This is a genomic window from Bordetella genomosp. 8, from assembly GCF_002119685.1.
Lineage (GTDB): Bacteria > Pseudomonadota > Gammaproteobacteria > Burkholderiales > Burkholderiaceae_B > Bordetella_C.
The window spans coordinates 4,150,563-4,166,978 of sequence record NZ_CP021108.1; the positions used below are offsets into that span (position 1 = coordinate 4,150,563).

Genomic DNA, 16,416 nt, shown 5'->3' on the forward strand with positions numbered 1-16,416 from the left:
CCGTGGCGGCCTGCCCCTTTATTGCGCGGGATAGGAACCGAGAAGTTTGAAGTAAGCCACTTGCGCGCGCAGCGCGTCGAAGGCGCGCGCGACATGCGGGTCCTGCGCGTGGCCAAGGACGTCCACGTAGAAATAGTATTCCCACTGGCCGGTACGGGCCGGACGCGATTCGAAGCGCGTCATGGACACTTTGTTCTCGGCCAGCGGCGCCAGCATGTCGTACACCGCGCCGGCGCGATTAGGTACCGCCATGATCAGGCTGGTCTTGTCGTTGCCGGTAGGCTGGCTGGGAATCGAGCCCAATGCCAGGAAGCGGGTCCGGTTGTGCGGATCGTCCTGGATTCCGGCGCTGACGACGCGCAGCCCCCAGGTATCCGCCGCCGATTCGCCGGCGATCGCGGCCACGGTGGGATCCTGCGCGGCCACGCGCGCCGCTTCGGCGTTGCTGGATGCCGCGGCGCGCGCCAGTTCGGGGCAATTGCGGCCCAGCCAGACCTGGCACTGCGCCAGCGCCTGCGGGTGCGCCATCACCGCCTTCACGCCATCCAGGGTGCCGCTTTGCGACATCAGGCAATGGCGGATCACCAGCGATCGCTCGCCCATCACCGTCAAGGACGTGTTCAGCAGCAGGTCCAGCGTACGGTTGACGGCGCCTTCCGTGGAGTTTTCCACGGGAACCATGCCGACGTCGGCCTGGCCGGCTTCGAGCGCGCGGAAGACTTCATCGAAGGACGGACAGGGCAGGCGGTTCACCGCGTGGCCGAAATGTTCGAGCGCCGCCTGCTCGGAATAGGAGCCTTCCGGCCCCAGATAGGCCAGGGTCAGGCCGCGCTCCAGGCCACGGCAGGCGGAAATGATTTCCGTCCACACCGCCGCGACGGCTTCGCGCGGGATGGGACCGGCATTCAATTGCTGCAAGCGCCGGACGACTTCCGCTTCACGATCCGGGCGCAGCACCGGCCCGTCGGCGTTTTCGGCATGCTTGACCGCGCCCACCTCCATCGCGGCGCGGGCGCGCTGCGTCAGCAGGTCGAGGATTTGCGCGTCCAGGGCATCGATGCGCTCACGCAAGGGCCGCAGCTTTTCAGCAAGGGAATCAGCCATGGCGCTGCTCGAAATCCTTCAAGTACGACACTAGCGCCTGCACGGCTTCCATCGGCACCGCATTGTAGATGGACGCGCGCATGCCGCCGACGCTCTTGTGCCCTTTCAATTGGGTCAGCCCGGCTTCGTCGGCACCTTTCAGGAAGGCGTCGTTGAGCGATTCGTCGCTCAGGATGAAAGGCACGTTCATGCGCGAACGCACGGGAGCATGCACCGGATTGCGATAGAAGGCAGTGCTGTCCAGATAGCCGTACAGCAGTTCGGCCTTGGCAATATTGGCGCGTTCCAGGGCCGGCACGCCGCCCTGCGCCTTGATCCACTTGAACACCAGGCCGGCGATATAGATGGCGAAGGTCGGCGGCGTATTGAAACGCGAGTGTTCCGGCGCGACATTGGCGTAGTCGAACGCGGCCGGGCAGATGGGCAGTGCATGACCGATCAGGTCGCGCCGCACCATCACCACGGTCACGCCCGCCGGGCCGGCGTTCTTCTGCGCCCCGGCGTACACCATGCCCGTACCCGAGATATCCAGCGGACGTGACAGGAAGTGCGAGGATGCGTCGACCACCAGGGGCACGTCATCCGCGCCCAACTGGGCGGGGGTGGGCCAATCGGTGAACTCGACGCCGCCTATGGTTTCGTTGCTGCAGAAATGCACGTAGGCGGCGTTCTTGCGGACTTTCCAGCTGTCCACGGGCGGCACCCAGGTCCAGGGCTGCTGCTGCTTGCCGTCCAGGACGGTCTCGACGCCGCTGGTGGCCGCGACGGCCACGTCGCCGTACTTGCACGCTTCCTTTTGCGACTTGACCGACCACTGGCCGGTCAGCACGTAGTCGGCCGCGCCGGTACCGCGATGGTTGATCAGGTTCATCGGCACGATGGCGTTTTCCGCCGTCGCGCCACCCTGCATGAAAAGCACCGCGTACTCGTCCGGAATGGCCATCAGGTCGCGCAGGTCCTGCTCGGCTTCGTCGCAGATCTGCACGAAGTGCTTGCCGCGATGGCTCATTTCCATGACCGACATGCCGCTGCCGTGCCAGTCGAGCATTTCTTCGGCCGCCTGCCGCAGCACGGGCTCAGGCAGGGCCGAAGGCCCCGCCGAGAAATTCCAGGGACGCGCCATCATTCCTCCGTCGGCTCAGTCGCTTGCTCGCCGTCGGTCGAGTCGGCCGGCGGTTGGGTTTCCTCGCTGTCGGCCTCGACGTCGAGGTCGGCATCGCTTTCCACCACGCGGCGCACCCCGGACAGGCGGCTGCCGTCGTCCACGCTGATCAGCGTGACGCCCTGCGTGGCCCGGCCCATCTCGCGGATTTCGGAGACGCGGGTGCGCACCAGCACCCCGCCGGTCGTGATCAACATGATTTCGTGCTCGGGCTGCACCAGCACCGCGCCGACGACCTTGCCGTTGCGCGAGCTGGTCTGGATCGCGATCATGCCCTTGGTGCCGCGGCCATGGCGGGTGTATTCGGTGATGGACGTACGCTTGCCGAAGCCGTTTTCGGTGGCGGTCAGCACGCTCTGTTCTTCGTCGCCGGCGACCAGCATGGCAATGACGTTCTGCGCGTCTTCCAGCATCATGCCGCGCACGCCGCGCGCATTGCGGCCCATCGGACGCACGTCGTTTTCGTCGAAGCGGACGGCCTTGCCCGCATCGGAGAACAGCATCACGTCGTGCTTGCCGTCGGTCAGGTCGGCGCCGATCAGATAGTCGCCGTCATCCAGGTCGACGGCGATGATGCCCGCCTTGCGCGGGTTGGAGAAATCGGACAGCGGCGTCTTCTTGACGGTACCGCGCGAAGTCGCCATGAACACATAGTGATCGTCGCTGAACTCCTTGACCGGCAGCACCACGTTGACTTTTTCGCCGTCGGCCAGGGGGAACATGTTGACGATGGGCTTGCCGCGCGAGGTGCGCGTGCCTTGCGGCACTTCCCAGACCTTCAGCCAGTACACCCGGCCGCGGTTGGAGAAGCACAGCAGGAAATCGTGCGTGTTGGCGATGAAGAGCTGGTCTATCCAGTCGTCATCCTTCATGGCCGTGGCCTGCTTGCCGCGTCCGCCCCGTTTCTGCGCCCGGTACTCGGACAAGGGCTGGCTCTTGATGTAACCGCCATGCGACAGGGTGACCACCATGTCGGTCGGCGTGATCAGGTCTTCGGTATCGAGCTCGGTGGCGTTGAGTTCGACCTCGGAACGGCGCACGTCCTTGGCGGCGGTGGAGAACTCGGCCTTGATGGCCTGCAGTTCGTCGCCGATGATGACGGTAATACGCTCCGGTTTGGCGAGGATGTCCAGAAGATCGGCGATGGTAGCCATCACTTCCTTGTATTCGCCAACGATCTTGTCCTGCTCCAGGCCGGTCAGGCGCTGCAGGCGCATGTTCAGGATTTCCTGCGCCTGCGTATCGCTGAGCCGGTAGAGGCCGTCTTCCTGCATGCCATAGCTGGGCAGCAGGTCGTCGGGCCGATAGGCGGCGATGCCGCCGGGCGTGTCGCCATCCGCGCGCGTGAGCATTTCACGCACCAGGGACGAATCCCAGGAGCGCGCCATCAATTCCTGCCGCGCCACCGGCGGCGTCGGCGCCGCCTTGATGATGGCGATGAATTCGTCGATGTTCGCCAACGCCACCGCCAGGCCTTCCAGCACGTGGCCGCGTTCACGCGCCTTGCGCAGCTGGAATACCGTGCGCCGCGTCACCACCTCGCGGCGATGCTGCAGGAAGTACTCCACCATCTGCTTCAGGTTGAGCAGGCGCGGCTGGCCGTCGACCAGCGCCACCAGGTTCATCCCGAAGGTATCCTGCAGCTGCGTATTCTTATAGAGGTTGTTCAGCACGACCTCGGGCACTTCGCCGCGCTTGAGCTCGATGACCAGGCGCATGCCGTCCTTGTCCGACTCGTCCCGGATATCGGAAATGCCCTCGATCTTCTTTTCGTTGACCAGCTCGGCAATGCGCTCTTGCAGGGTCTTCTTGTTGACCTGGAAAGGAATCGCGTCGACCACGATGGCCTGGCGATTGCCCTTTTCCATGTCCTCGATGTGCGTCTTGGCGCGCATCACCACCCGGCCGCGTCCGGTACGGTAGCCTTCGCGCACGCCCGACAGGCCGTAGATGATGCCGCCGGTCGGAAAGTCCGGCGCCGGAATCAGCTCGATCAGCTCATCGACGCTGCATTCGGGATTGCGCAGGCAATACAGGCAGCCGTCGATGACTTCCTGCAGGTTATGGGGCGGGATATTGGTGGCCATGCCCACTGCGATGCCCGAACTGCCGTTGACCAGCAGGTTGGGCAGCCGCGACGGCAACAGCAGGGGTTCTTTCTCGCTGCCGTCGTAATTGGGGCCAAAGTCGACCGTTTCCTGATCGATGTCGGCCAGCAATTCGTGCGCAATCTTGGCCAGGCGGATTTCGGTGTACCGCATGGCGGCGGCGTTGTCGCCGTCGATCGAGCCGAAGTTGCCCTGCCCGTCCACCAGCATGTAACGCAGGGAGAAATCCTGCGCCATCCGGACGATGGAATCGTAGACGGCCTGGTCGCCATGGGGATGGTATTTACCGATCACATCGCCGACGATACGGGCCGATTTCTTGTAAGCCCGATTCCAATCATTGTTCAGCTCGTGCATCGCGAACAGTACGCGGCGGTGCACCGGTTTGAGCCCGTCCCGCACGTCTGGCAGGGCGCGCCCCACGATCACGCTCATGGCGTAATCGAGGTAGCTGCGACGCATCTCTTCTTCCAGCGATACCGGAAGCGTCTCCTTGGCGAAGGAATCCATATATATAAGTAAGTGGCGACTCGAGTGAAGCCCTGGCCGTGGCGACCCATGGCGACTTAGTGACCGACCCCATGGCCGAACCCAGCGGCTGGCCTGTGGGCTGGAACCCTTCCGCGGCCGTTGCCGGCATGGCGCGCCGCGCGGCATGCCCGCCGGGAAAACAGGAAATTCTATCATTGCGGGCCCGCAAGGCCGGGTCGCGCGGCGTCATTGCGCTCGGGAACAGCTGGCGCGGCGCTTGCTCATCCGAAGGCTACACAGGGCTGTCGCCCCCTGTTGCCAAAAACCAACATAGGGCGATCGCTCTGCGCTGAAATGCTCGAGTCCGGCATGAATGCACGGGTCAGGGCACGACAAATGCCTTAAGATTGTTTCCAGCACGCAGGAAACCCAGTCGCAATTCTTTGAACCTATTCTTGGCGTTGCTATACTGGCCCCGTTTTCCTGATAGCGGCGGGGGTTCGCTGCGAGTCACTTATCCAGCTTCAAGCTCAACGAGGAGAAACATGAACAAACCCTCCAAATTCGCTCTGGCGCTCGCGTTTGCCGCCGTTACGGCCTCCGGTGCTGCCTCGGCCCAGACCGTCGACAACTGGCGCAACCCGTTCGGCAACGTGTGGAAAAACGGCACCAACGAATTGTGCTGGCGTGACGCGTTCTGGACTCCCGCCACTGGCATCCCCGGTTGTGACGGTGTGCCGGTCGCGCAGGCTGCTCCCAAGGCGCCGGCCCCGACGCCGATGGCCGCCAAGGTGGTCTTCAACGCCGACACGTTCTTCGACTTCGACAAGTCGACGCTGAAGCCGGAAGGTCGCCAACTGCTGGATCAAGTGGCTCAGCAAGCCCAGGGCATCAATCTGGAAACGATCATCGCCGTCGGCCACACCGATTCGATCGGTACCGAAAAGTACAACCTGGCCCTGTCGCAGCGCCGTGCTGCTTCGGTCAAGTCGTACCTGGTGAGCAAGGGCATCCCCGCCGACCGTATCTACACGGAAGGCAAGGGCGAATCCCAGCCGATCGCCACGAACAAGACCGCCGAAGGTCGCGCGAAGAACCGTCGCGTGGAAATCGAAATCGTCGGTACCCGTCGCGCCGGTCAGTAATCCAGTCGGGCGCTACAATGAAAGGCCTCGCGCAAGCGAGGCCTTTTTTTATTTGCCCCTCTAATATATACCCGTCGCAAACCCCGAGACTTCCCCTGCCATGACGCTGACACCCACCGCTGCCCTGCCCGCCAACGCCGACCAGGCCGAGCTGGATAAATTCAGCGCGCTGGCGGCGCGCTGGTGGGACCCGGACAGCGAGTTCAAGCCCCTGCATGCCATCAACCCGTTGCGCCTGGACTGGATCCGGCAGACCGCCGGCAGCCTGGCGGGCAAGCGGATCCTGGACGTGGGCTGCGGCGGCGGGATCCTGTCGGAGAGCATGGCGGCCGAAGGCGCCGACGTCACCGGCATCGATCTGGCCGAAAAGTCGCTGAAGGTCGCCCGGCTGCACGGCCTGGAGTCGGGCGTGAAGGTGGACTACCGCGCCGTCGCGGTAGAGCAGCTGGCGCAGGAACAGCCCGAACGGTATGACATCGTCACATGCATGGAGATGCTGGAGCACGTGCCGGATCCGGCCTCGGTGGTGCGCGCCTGCGCGGCCCTGGTGGCGCCGGGCGGCTGGGTGTTCTTTTCCACGCTGAACCGCAATCCCAAGTCCTTCCTGTTCGCCATCGTCGGCGCCGAATACGTGCTGGGCCTGCTGCCGCGTGGCACGCACAGCTATGAAAACTTCATCAAGCCCAGCGAACTGGCCTCGGCCGCGCGCATGGCGCAGTTGCAACCGGTGAAGATCTCGGGCATGACCTACAACCCGCTGACCCAGGTCTATGCGCTGGCCCCGGACGCCTCGGTGAATTACCTGATGGCGACGCGCAAATGAGCGCCCTGATCCTGTTCGACTTCGACGGTACGTTGGCCGATACCGCCCCCGACCTGGCCGCCGCCGCGAACAGACAGCGCGAGCGGCGCGGCCTGGATCCCATGCCGTATGAGCTGCTGCGCCCGGTCGCGTCCCAAGGGGCGCGCGGCCTGCTGCGCGTGGCGCTGGGCATGATGCCGGACCATCCCGAATTCGATGCAACCCGGACATTGTTCCTGGCCGACTACGCCGCCAGCTCTACCGTACATACGCGGCTGTTCCCGGGGATCCGGGAATTGCTGGCCGATATCCGACGCCGCGGCCACGCCTGGGGCATCGTCACGAACAAGGTGACGCATCTGACCTTGCCTATCGTGGAATTCCTGGGGTTGATGGACGAAACCGCCGCCTTGGTATGCGGCGATACCGCGCCGCGCTCCAAGCCCTACCCCGACCCCTTGCTGCACGCGGCGCGCGAAGCCGGCTATGACACCGACCGCTGCGTCTACGTGGGCGACGACCTGCGCGATGTCCAGGCCGCCCACGCGGCCGGCATGCCCGCCATCGCCGCCGGCTACGGCTACCTGGGCGGCGATCACGACATCACATTGTGGGAAGCCGATGCACGGGCCGACACGCCCGACGCCCTCTGGGACGCCATCGAAAGCGTGCTGCCGGTGCGTGCCCGCCCCGCCACGCCTTGAAAAACCGGCGATCCGCCCCGATATTCGTTGAAGACCGGGCCTATGCCCGCCAGGACTGAGCCAGTACCGGGCGGGCGGCAGGGTCGCATTGAGAGTACAATGAAAGGCAACTGGGGCCGATCCGGATTCGACGTGGGTCGCGAAACAGTGCAGGGCATGCCGAGCACCAGTCAGCTCGTAAATCCACTGGAACACTACAAACGCCAACGACGCGTTCTTCGCTCAAGCAAAAGCTGCTTAATGAGCCGCTGCACTGACTTGTCTTTGGGTCAGGTGGAGGAAGGTAAAACTTCCTAGGGGGCAACCCCGAACCGCTGCAGTGTCATCGAACAAAGAATCGGTGTGGACTGGGGTCTGACGGTTCACACTTAAATCACATGACTCGCTTCGGGCCGGCCTGTCGGTTGGCTAAGTCCGGGGTTAAAACCAAATAGATCGACTACGCATGTAGAACTGCCTGCAGAGGGCTTGCGGACGGGGGTTCAATTCCCCCCGGCTCCACCAGATTCGCAGGAAGATCAGTACGATCAGCACGTTCAATGGCCGGCTTCGAGCTTCGAAGACCGGCCTTTCTTTTGTTCGTGCGTGACCGCCTGGAACGGCATCCTGCGACCCGCCCCGGCGAGATGTCCCGGTTTGCGTCTACCGTGCGGCCTTCTTCGCCGGCTTCTTCGCGGATTTCCTCGCCGTCTTTCTCACCGCTGTCTTCGACACTTTCCCTGCGGTTTTCTTCGCCGACCGTGTCGCCACAGGTTCGGGCTGCGGCTGGTCCGACGCGACCTTGCGGTCCGCGGGCGCGGGTTGGCCGCCGACACCCAGTTGGGGAACCACGCCGTGAGGCCCGGACTGGACCTTTTCGCCGGCCTGCCAGGCCGCGACGTATTCGTTGCCGGCCTCGACCATCGCCTGGCCGATGCTCGCGTAGTCGGCTTCGTTCAGGTTCGCCAGCGAAGCGCGTATGGACCAGGGCGGGCCGCCGAAGCCGCCCCCATCCATCAGGACCACCCCGGATTTCTCCGCCAGCCGGAACAGGAAATCGACCGGCTCATAGTTCTTGCGCATGTAGTCGCAGAACTCGTCTCCATAGGTGTTGTGGGCCCACACCATGAAATCCAGCTCGACGTAATACCACGCGCGCTCCTTGTCTTCGGGAGGCAGCGGAATGCCCAGGCCTCGCCACAAGGCATCGCGGCGATCGTGGACGAGCTTCATGGTGAGCTGCTTGTAGCTGTCCTTGCGATCCAGCAGGTGCGACAAGGCGAACAGCGCCATCTGCACCTGCTGCGGCAGCGACAGTCCCGCGGTGTGGTTCAAGGCGACGTCGCGGCTGTCGGCCACCATCCGGTCTATCAGCTTGAGCTTTTCGGGTTCCAGCGTCAGCGCGCCGTAGCGCTCATGCAGGCGCCGGCGTTCCCGGCTCGGCAGATTGGCGATGAGCCGGTCCATGCAGTTGTTCTCGTGGATCGCGATGACGCCCAGCCGCCAGCCGGTGCACCCGAAATTCTTCGAAAACGAATACACGCATATCGTGTTGGCCGGCACCTCCGCCATCAGGGAGCGGAAGTTGGGCACGAAGGTGCCGTAGACATCGTCGGTCACCAGGATCAGGTCGGGATTCTTCCTGATGATGCCGATGATCTGCCGCATCTCCACCGGGCTGAACGCCACCGAAGGCGGATTGCTGGGATTGACCGTCACCGCCATCCTGATCCTGGGATCGGCCAGCTTGGCGATTTCGTCGGCGGGGTAGTGCCAGTCGTGCGTGCCGTCCGCGCGCAGGCTGCTGGCATTGATCGGCACGATCTGGAAGTTGAATCTCTCCAGGCGCGAGATCTCGATGTAGGGCGTGAAGGTCGGCAGGAAAAGCGCGACCTTGTCGCCCTGCTTCAGCAAGCCGTTCTGCTGCAGGCTGTCGAAGATGTAGCACATCGCGGCGGTGCCGCCTTCGACGGCGAACAGATCGAACTTGCCCTTGGGCGGTCGGCCATCGCACATCTCCTTCATGAGATAGTCGTGCACCACCTGTTCGGTGTGGACCAGCATGCGATCGGGCACGGGATAGTTGTCGCCCACGACGGAGTCGACCAGCTCGTGTATCCATGCGTCGGGGTCGAAGCCTTTCTTCTTCCCATAGGCGAGCACGCTGTCCAGGAAGGCCGCGCCCGGCGCATGGCTGTTTTCGCGGATGAACGCGCGCAGCCGCCGGGCGATGCCCGGCTTCGCCGGCAGGCCGGCCATGATGCCGTAGTCGAACACGCGGCGCGCCTCGCACATGGCGAAGTGCCCCAGCAGGAAAAAGGCCTCGCGGGGCTCGGTGGCGATCCAGTTGGGGTTGCCGCGGCCGGCATTCAGCATGATCGCGGTGGAAGTCTTTTCGCGATCCCGCGCCAGGTTGATCAGGAAATCCTTCAACTCGAAGGGCGACAGCTGTTCCAGTTCCTTCTGGCGGGAACGCGTGGTCCTGAGTGCCGAAGCCATGTCGGTACGGATGGGCGGCAGAACAGATTTCGCTTGGGAGATCATGATGGTTTCCGAAGAACAGGTTTGCGTTGGGCGAGCCGACCCTGCCTGGCGCGTCGTGGTGTGGCGTGACGCGTCGTGAATGAAGGGGTCGGCAGGCCGGATGACATCAAGCCATCAGCATGACGATGACGATTCCCCAGATGATCAACAGCGTATTGCCTATCGCGTAGGGGATGGTGTACCCGAGCGCCGGCACCTGGCTCTTGGCGCTTTCCGTGATCTGGCCGATCGCGGCCGTGGTCGTCCGGGCGCCGGCGCATACGCCCAGCGCGATCGCCGGATGGAACTTGAACACGTAGTGCGCGAGAGGAACGCCCAGCAGCATCGGCACGGACGTGGCGATCACGCCGGCCAGGAACAGCTTGAGCCCCAGCTGCCGGAAACCTTCGACGAAGCCCGGGCCGGACGAAATACCCACCACGGCAACGAAGGTCGTCAGGCCTACCGATGTCAGGAACCAGTGCACCGCTGCCGGCACCCTGCCGAAGGTGGGATGGACGGAACGCAGATAGCCGAAGATCAGGCCGGCAATCAAGGCGCCTCCCGACGTCGACAAGGTGATGGGAATGCCGGACACCGTCAGCACGAGCGAGCCCAGCAGGCCGCCGATGACGATGCCGAAGCCGACGAAGACCATATCCGTCTGATCGGTCTGGCGATCCGCGTAGCCCAGCTTGTCCACCATCCGCTCCACGTCGCGCTTGGCGCCGACGATGAACAGATGGTCGCCGCGATCCAGCTTCAACCCCCAGTTGACCGGCATTTCGTGCCCGCCGCGCACGACCTTGCGCAGGAATACGCCTCGACCGAACGACGACTCGGGCGACTGCGCGATTTCTCGCAGCGTCTTGCCGGCAATGTCCTTGTTGGTGAGCACGACCTCGATCAACTCGGCGGGCAGGTTGATGAGATCGGGGTCTTCGACCTCCTGCCCGACGTTGGCGGCGCCGTGCAGCACCAGTACGTCATGGCGACCCGCCAGGCCGAGGATATCTCCGGCCTGCAAGGGGGTGTCCGGCGCGGCATCGACGATGTCGCCGCCACGGCGGATACGCTCCACGAAGACCCGCTCATCGCCGAAGCGTGCCTCCAGATCGGCCACGGTCTTGCCGATTAGGTCGGCCTGGTCCAGGCGATACACGCGGGCGATGAACTTGCGATAGCCGGACAGCTCGAGCGTGTCCTGTCCGCCGGACATCTGCGCCTCATACTCCTTGCACGCCTGCACCAGATCCACGCGCATGAGCTTGGGTCCGATGCTGGCGAGCAGCCATGCGCTGCCTATGGTGCCGAAGATGTAGCAGACGGCATAGGCGACCGGGATGCTGTTGATCCAGCTGGCACGCGTGGCACTGTCGACCTTGGTGAGCCCGTTGATCGTGTCTGTGGCCACGCCCATCACCGCGGAGATGGTCTGCGCCCCCGCCAGCAGGCCCGCGCCAGTGCCGGCATCGAAGCCGAAGGCCACCGCGGTGCCCCAGGTGGCGAGCAGGCATAGCACGCATAGCACGACCGCGAACAGGACCTGAGGCAGGCCATCGCTTCTCATGCCACGGAAGAACTGCGGCCCCACCCCGTAGCCGAGCCCGAACAGGAACAGCAGGAAGAAGACCTGTTTGACGATAGGCGCGATCTGGATATCGAGCTGCCCGACCAGCACCCCGACCAGCAAGGTGCCCGTCACCGCGCCCAGGCTGAAGCCCTTCACCTTCTTGGCGCCTATCCAATAACCCACGCCTAGCGTGAGAAAGATCGCGAGCTCGGGATACTTGCGCAGCGTTTCGAAAAGCCATTGCATTGTCTGACTCCCAAGGAGAACAACACTGACGAACGGCTAAAGCACTTCGTAGGAAGCGGCGCGGATGTCCCCTTGAGGCACCGCGCCTGATGATCGCTGCAGCTTGGATGGCGTCAGGCCGCGAACGACGGCGAGACGATGAGGCAGGGCTCCAAAGGTGAGCCTTTCCGCAGGCATTTGCAATACCGCGATAACGTCGCCACCGCCTTTTTGGTAACTATCTTTGGTTCTACCGTACTTTTCCAAAATCGTTGAGCACGATCTCGTATATCTCGCGATCTACAGGCAGCTGTTTGTCCGCACTTCAATGCGAAGACACGTACACCGCATGCGCATGGGCCGGTGGCAGGGCAAAGCTGGTTTTCATGCGGCGCGCCTCCGCCGCCGGTGTCAGGCCGAACAATCTTTTGAACTCTCGATTGAATTGCGATGCGCTTTCGTAGCCGACCTCGTGGCAGGCCACGGCGGCGGTGTACCCTTCGCGCACCATCAGCAGCCTGGCCTGATGCAGGCGCGTCGATTTCACGTACTGCATGGGCGAGGTACTGGTGACCGCCTTGAAGCTGGCATGGAAAGCGGGCACGCTCATGCCGGATTCCGCCGCGAGCGCATGGATATCCAGCCGAGTCGCGTAGTCGGCATGGATGCGGCGCAAGGCCTTGCCGATCTTTCCGAAGCGGCCCTGCATCGACAGGGCGGCGCGTATGGCCTCGCCCTGCGGACCGGTCAGCACGCGGAAGTAGATTTCACGCACCAGCGACCTGCCTAGCAGTTCGCCTTCCAGCGGGCGGCTGAGCGCCGCCAGCAGACGCAGCACCGAAGCGAAAAAATCCTCATCCATCGGACTGGACGTCATGCTGCGCGGGTTGCCGGCGGACGGCGCGCCGCCCAGGCGATCGATCTCCAGCATCAATTCCGCCGCCAGCGCGAAGTCCAGGTGCATGTAGATGGCGAGCAAGGGCCGCTGTGCCGTGGCGTCGGTCTCCATGGTGAAGGGCACCGGAACGGACACCGCCAGGTAATGCCGCTCGTCATACACATAGACCTGATCGCCGAAGTAGCCGCGCTTGGTGCCCTGGCAGACGATGACGATGCCGGGATCGTAGAGGACGGGCGTACTCGCCAGCGGACGATCCGACCGCAGGATGCGGACATCGGGCAAGACCGTCAGGTTATAGCCTTCGGCCGGCGCCAAGGCACGCAGCAGCGAGATCGCCCTGGCATGCATGGGTGTGGTCCGCCATGAATGCGGCGGCGCGGGAGGCGTGCCCGGACGCGTGGACGCGCGCCCGCCCGCGCGCCGCCGGACGTCAGTGCCCGGCATGCCGCGGAGCCACCGCCGCGCCCATGCCGGCACGGCAGCAGGAGCAATAGAAATAGGCAATAAACATAGAAAATATGGCCTCAAATTTTGGGCGACGAATGACTATTATGCACTTACTGTTTCTATTCCGGAGGCCAAATGTCTACCAATACCACTCTCCTCATCACCGGCGTAAGCAGCGGATTCGGCCGCGCACTTGCGAGCGCGGCGCTGCAAGCCGGGCATCGCGTCGTGGGTACCGTGCGCAGCGCGGACGCGGCCCGCGCGTTCGAAACGCTGCATCCCGGGCTTGCCATCGCCCGGCGGTTGGACGTGACCGACTTCGACGCCATCGATGGCGTCGTGGCGGATATCGAGGCCCGGGTGGGCGCCATCGACGTGCTGGTGAACAACGCCGGGTATGGGCACGAGGGGGTGATGGAAGAATCGCCCCTGTCCGACATGCGCCGGCAATTCGACGTCAACGTGTTCGGCGCGGTCGCCATGATGAAGGCCGTTCTGCCGTATATGCGGCAGCGTCGACGCGGCCGCATCCTGAACATCACGTCGATGGGCGGAATCATCACGATGCCAGGGATTGCCTACTATTGCGGCAGCAAGTTCGCGCTGGAGGGCATCTCCGAAACCGTGGGCAAGGAGGTGCGAGACTTCGGGATCCTGGTCACGGCGGTGGAACCGGGGTCTTTCCGGACCGATTGGGCCGGCCGGTCCATGGTGCGTACGCCACGCACCATCGCCGATTACGACGCCGTCTTCGATCCCATCCGCAAGGCGCGGGAGGAGAAAAGCGGCAAGCAGCTGGGCGATCCCGAAAAGGCGGCGCGCGCCATGCTGGAATTGATCGCGAGCGAAAATCCGCCCGCGCGCCTGCTGCTGGGCAGCGACGCCCTAGCGCTGGTGCGCGCGAAGCTGGCCGCCATGTCGGAAGATATCGATCGGTGGGAAAACCTGACCCGCTCCACGGACGGTCAGGCGACAGTGCAATAGACAGTGCAATAATCACGCTATCGCCTGGAGATAGCCTTGAACCGCCTGGATGACCCTGCACACGACCGTGAAGTCGGCAACGCCGATTCCACCCTGGATACCACTCGCATCGACGATGTGCGCATCGGCGCCGTACGGCCGTTGATTTCTCCCGCCTTGCTGCTGGACGAGCTGCCGGTCTCGCCGGCGATACAGGACCTGGTGGAGCGCACGCGCGGCGCCATCGCGAACGTGCTGCATGGGGGCGACGACAGGCTGGTCGTGGTGGTGGGCCCCTGCTCCATCCACGACCACGACCAGGCGATGGACTATGCCCGGCTGCTGAAGGCCGCCGCGGACGAGCTGCGCGACGACCTGCTGATCGTCATGCGGGTGTACTTCGAAAAGCCGCGCACGACCGTGGGTTGGAAGGGTTATATCAACGATCCGCGCCTGGATGGCAGCTACCGCATCAACGAAGGCCTGCGCCGCGCGCGCGAGCTGCTGCTGGACATCGCCGGCCTGGGCCTGCCCACAGGTACCGAATTCCTGGATCTGCTGAGCCCGCAGTTCATCGCGGACCTGATCGCCTGGGGCGCCATCGGCGCGCGCACGACGGAAAGCCAGAGCCACCGCCAGTTGTCGTCCGGCCTGAGCTGTCCGCTAGGCTTCAAGAACGGCACGGACGGGGGCGTGCAGATCGCCGCGGACGCCATCGTGGCGGCGCGCGCCAGCCATGCCTTCATGGGCATGACCAAGATGGGCATGGCGGCGATTTTCGAAACGCGCGGCAACGACGATACGCACGTGATCCTGCGCGGCGGCAAGCAAGGCAGCAACTACGATGCGGCCAGCATCGACGCCTGCTGCCAGATCCTGAAGAAGGCCGGCCTGCGCGAGCAGGTCATGGTGGATTGCTCCCATGCGAATTCGAACAAGTCGCACAGCAGGCAGGTGGACGTGGCGCGCGACGTCGGCGCACAGCTCGCGGCGGGCGACCGCCGCATCGTCGGCGTCATGATCGAAAGCCATCTGGAAGAAGGCCGCCAGGACCTGAAGCCCGGGGTGCCGCTGCAGCGCGGCGTTTCCATCACGGACGCCTGCCTGGGCTGGGCGCAGACCGAGCCGGTGCTGCGCCAGCTGGCCGGGGCGGTGCGCCAGCGCCGCGCGGCGCGCTGACAGTTTCCGTACAGCTACACCGGCGTATGCTGCCCGGCATCGGAACTTCTGCCAGGAAACCGCCATGCTGAATGCCGCCTCCGCCCGCATGCTCGCCGACTACAAGCGGTGGGCCAATCGCGAAACCTTCGCCATCGTGATGGCGCTGCCGTCCGACGAGATCTACAAGGACCGGGTGTCCCTGTTCAAGAACTTCGCCCGGTCGCTGAACCACACCTATGTGGTGGACCTGATATGGCAGGCCCATATCGAAGGCCGCGAACACGGGATAGCGGCGCTGAATGCGGTCACGCATCCGGAAATCGAGGACCTGTGGCGGGCGCAGCAGGAGCTCGACGACTGGTACATCGACTGGGCGGCCACGCAAACGGATGACTCCCTGTCGCGGGAAAAGGATTTTTCCCTGATCGGCGGAAACACCGGGCGCATGTCGAACGGTGAAATGCTGATGCACGTGGTCAATCACAACAGCTATCACCGCGGCTTCGTGGCGGACCTGCTGACACAGATGTCTGCCCCCCGCCCCAGCGTGGACTTGCCGGTGTACAAGCGCAAGCTGGCCGAAGGCGCGATCCGCGCCTAGCCGGGCACGCCGCCATGCCACCCCGCCGGACCCATCGGGTCCGGTTTTTCATTTCCGTCCCCTGAAAACAGCTGGAGGAACCGGCAACCCGACCGGCGCGCGCCCGCTCAAGTCATATATATGATTTGGTTGACATGGATGAAATTCGAAAATAAGATCATCGCCACGATCAACAGCGAGTGCGACGCAGGATTCATGCGATCGCGCCGCCATCAGGAGGAGACTCATGATTCATGCCGTATTGCATGACGCCAAGGACACGGTGGCCGTCGCCGTGGTGGAAGGGATAACCGCGGGCACGGAACTGAACGCCTGGATCATGGATGAAGACAAGGTCATCCAGGTCAAGGCCAGGCAGGACATTCCCATCGGGCACAAGGTCGCGATGAAAGACATGAAGACCGGCGACACGGTCTTCAAGTACGGCGTCGACATCGGCAAGGTGGTGGCCGACATCCAGGCGGGCCAGCACGCGCACGTCCACAACATCAAGACCAAGCGCTGGTAAGCCGCCCCGCCTCCCTATTCACGCCTGCCCAAGGAAACA

13 protein-coding genes and 1 other RNA gene are annotated in these 16,416 nt (G+C 63.9%); 8 read left to right on the forward strand and 6 right to left on the reverse strand.

Annotated elements, in window-relative coordinates; genetic code table 11:
* Positions 1–18: 18 nt before the first annotated feature.
* Genes pheA through gyrA form a run of 3 tightly spaced genes read right to left on the reverse strand, consistent with a single transcriptional unit; the run spans position 19 to position 4,884 of the window.
* On the reverse strand, positions 19–1,104 hold the full coding sequence (gene pheA, locus CAL12_RS18945; protein ID WP_086066048.1) for a prephenate dehydratase: 1,086 nt from the start codon (positions 1,102–1,104) through the stop codon (positions 19–21).
* Positions 1,097–2,230: a 3-phosphoserine/phosphohydroxythreonine transaminase gene (serC, locus tag CAL12_RS18950; protein WP_086066049.1), complete on the reverse strand. Its 1,134-nt coding sequence runs from the start codon at positions 2,228–2,230 to the stop codon at positions 1,097–1,099. The genes pheA and serC overlap by 8 nt, the downstream gene beginning before the upstream one ends.
* Positions 2,227–4,884 carry a DNA gyrase subunit A gene (gene gyrA, locus CAL12_RS18955; RefSeq protein ID WP_086066050.1) on the reverse strand — a complete coding sequence of 886 codons (2,658 nt, stop codon included), beginning with the start codon at positions 4,882–4,884 and terminating at the stop codon, positions 2,227–2,229. The genes serC and gyrA overlap by 4 nt, the downstream gene beginning before the upstream one ends.
* 506 nt (positions 4,885–5,390) lie before the next feature.
* Between gyrA and ompA the strand changes: the two genes are divergently transcribed.
* The 4 genes from ompA to ssrA all read left to right on the forward strand — a co-directional run bounded on the left by ompA (position 5,391) and on the right by ssrA (position 8,000).
* Positions 5,391–5,990: an outer membrane protein OmpA gene (ompA, locus tag CAL12_RS18960; RefSeq protein ID WP_086066051.1), complete on the forward strand. Its 600-nt coding sequence runs from the start codon at positions 5,391–5,393 to the stop codon at positions 5,988–5,990.
* A 100-nt stretch (positions 5,991–6,090) separates the two neighbouring features.
* On the forward strand, positions 6,091–6,813 hold the full coding sequence (ubiG, locus tag CAL12_RS18965) for a bifunctional 2-polyprenyl-6-hydroxyphenol methylase/3-demethylubiquinol 3-O-methyltransferase UbiG (RefSeq protein WP_086066052.1): 723 nt from the start codon (positions 6,091–6,093) through the stop codon (positions 6,811–6,813).
* Entirely contained in the window at positions 6,810–7,496 is a 687-nt protein-coding gene (locus tag CAL12_RS18970; RefSeq protein WP_086066053.1) for an HAD-IA family hydrolase, read from the forward strand. Before ubiG ends, CAL12_RS18970 begins: the two co-directional genes overlap by 4 nt.
* A gap of 112 nt (positions 7,497–7,608) precedes the next feature.
* Positions 7,609–8,000: a transfer-messenger RNA gene (ssrA, locus tag CAL12_RS18975) on the forward strand.
* A gap of 138 nt (positions 8,001–8,138) precedes the next feature.
* Here ssrA and CAL12_RS18980 read toward each other — a convergent pair.
* The 3 genes from CAL12_RS18980 to CAL12_RS18990 form a co-directional block, all read right to left on the reverse strand.
* Positions 8,139–10,019 (reverse strand): bifunctional aspartate transaminase/aspartate 4-decarboxylase, encoded by a 1,881-nt coding sequence (locus CAL12_RS18980; protein WP_086066054.1) that lies wholly within the window; start codon positions 10,017–10,019, stop codon positions 8,139–8,141.
* Positions 10,020–10,125: 106 nt separating this feature from the next.
* A complete protein-coding gene (aspT, locus tag CAL12_RS18985; protein ID WP_086066055.1) occupies positions 10,126–11,817 on the reverse strand; it encodes an aspartate-alanine antiporter in 1,692 nt (563 codons plus the stop codon).
* 304 nt (positions 11,818–12,121) lie between these two features.
* Complete coding sequence (locus CAL12_RS18990; RefSeq protein ID WP_086066056.1) at positions 12,122–13,045, reverse strand: AraC family transcriptional regulator; 924 nt, start codon at positions 13,043–13,045, stop codon at positions 12,122–12,124.
* A 234-nt stretch (positions 13,046–13,279) separates the two neighbouring features.
* Here CAL12_RS18990 and CAL12_RS18995 point away from each other — a divergent pair, with 234 nt between their 5' ends.
* The 4 genes from CAL12_RS18995 to CAL12_RS19010 all read left to right on the forward strand — a co-directional run bounded on the left by CAL12_RS18995 (position 13,280) and on the right by CAL12_RS19010 (position 16,377).
* Positions 13,280–14,128: an oxidoreductase gene (locus tag CAL12_RS18995; RefSeq protein WP_086066057.1), complete on the forward strand. Its 849-nt coding sequence runs from the start codon at positions 13,280–13,282 to the stop codon at positions 14,126–14,128.
* A gap of 36 nt (positions 14,129–14,164) precedes the next feature.
* Complete coding sequence (locus CAL12_RS19000) at positions 14,165–15,286, forward strand: 3-deoxy-7-phosphoheptulonate synthase (RefSeq protein ID WP_086066058.1); 1,122 nt, start codon at positions 14,165–14,167, stop codon at positions 15,284–15,286.
* Between the two features lie 64 nt (positions 15,287–15,350).
* A complete protein-coding gene (locus CAL12_RS19005; protein ID WP_086066059.1) occupies positions 15,351–15,869 on the forward strand; it encodes a DinB family protein in 519 nt (172 codons plus the stop codon).
* Between the two features lie 226 nt (positions 15,870–16,095).
* On the forward strand, positions 16,096–16,377 hold the full coding sequence (locus CAL12_RS19010; protein WP_086066060.1) for a UxaA family hydrolase: 282 nt from the start codon (positions 16,096–16,098) through the stop codon (positions 16,375–16,377).
* The last annotated feature ends 39 nt before the right edge of the window (positions 16,378–16,416 follow it).